Genomic DNA, 1074 nt, shown 5'->3' with positions numbered 1-1074 from the left:
TGGTGTATAAAATTGAGTGCAAAATCTGATATAGATTTGTTGAGAAGTTCTGTAAGAGAATTTTCAGAAAAGGTTTTATCTCCAGTTGCTAAAAAGATTGATAGTGAAAACTATATTAGTCAAGATATTTTAGATCAAGTATCAAGCATGGGTTACTTTGCATTAAGAGTTCCTGATAAATATGGTGGGCCTAATTTATCAACAATGGAATCAGTTATTGTTGTTGAAGAGCTTGCTAGAGCATCTGGAGCTGTAGCAATAATGGCCACAGTTTCAGGTACAATGGTTGCATATCCATTAGTTCACTATGCAAGTGAAGAAATAAAAGAAGAGTATTTAACAAGATTATCAAAAGGTAAGATAGGTGCTTTTGCACTAAGTGAACCCTGTTGCGGTTCAGATGCAGCTAATATAATAACTAGGGCAGAAAAAGATGGTAATGATTTCATTATAAACGGTAGGAAGACTTGGATTACTAATTCAACATATGCAGACTTCTTCTTAGTTGCAGCGAGGACTGGTAAACAGGAGGATAGGCATAAAGGTATATCAATTTTTGTTTTAGATAAGAAGGATTGCATTGAGATAAGCAAATTAGATATGATGGGAGTTCGTGGTGGGGGTACTAGTGAATTGTTGTTTAAGGATTGTAGAGTACCTAAAGAAAACATAGTTGGTGAATTAAATAATGGTTTTAAAATAGTAATGGATGGCGTTAATGAAGGTAGGGTTGTAACAGCAGCCGTGGGTCTTGGTATAATGCAAGCTGCATTTGATGAGTCATTAAATTATGCAAAGATGAGAGAAACTATGGGAAAGCCAATAATAGAACATGAAATGGTTCAAAGCATGATTGCAGATATGAAGGTTAAACTAGAAGCATCTAGATTATTAATTTATAATGCTGCACAAAAGATTGATAACAACGATATAGATTATCCTATGTGGTCATCTATTGCTAAATACGCAACTGCTAAATGGGGTGTTGATTTAGTTAGACTTGCTATGCAAGTTGAAGGGGGTTTTGGTTATAGCAAGGAAAGCAATATAGAAAGATATTATAGAGACATAAAG

1 protein-coding gene is annotated in these 1074 nt (G+C 34.4%); it reads left to right on the top strand.

Translation table 11 applies throughout. The annotated features are described in order from the left end of the window. Positions 1–12: 12 nt before the first annotated feature. On the top strand, positions 13–1074 hold a 1062-nt coding region (locus tag ACP5GV_RS08035; protein WP_428103275.1), incomplete at its 3' end, for an acyl-CoA dehydrogenase family protein.

This window comes from Caldisphaera sp. (assembly GCF_049974385.1).
In the GTDB taxonomy this organism is placed as follows: Archaea; Thermoproteota; Thermoprotei_A; order Sulfolobales; family Acidilobaceae; genus Caldisphaera.
This window is presented reverse-complemented; position numbering and strand designations above follow the sequence as displayed.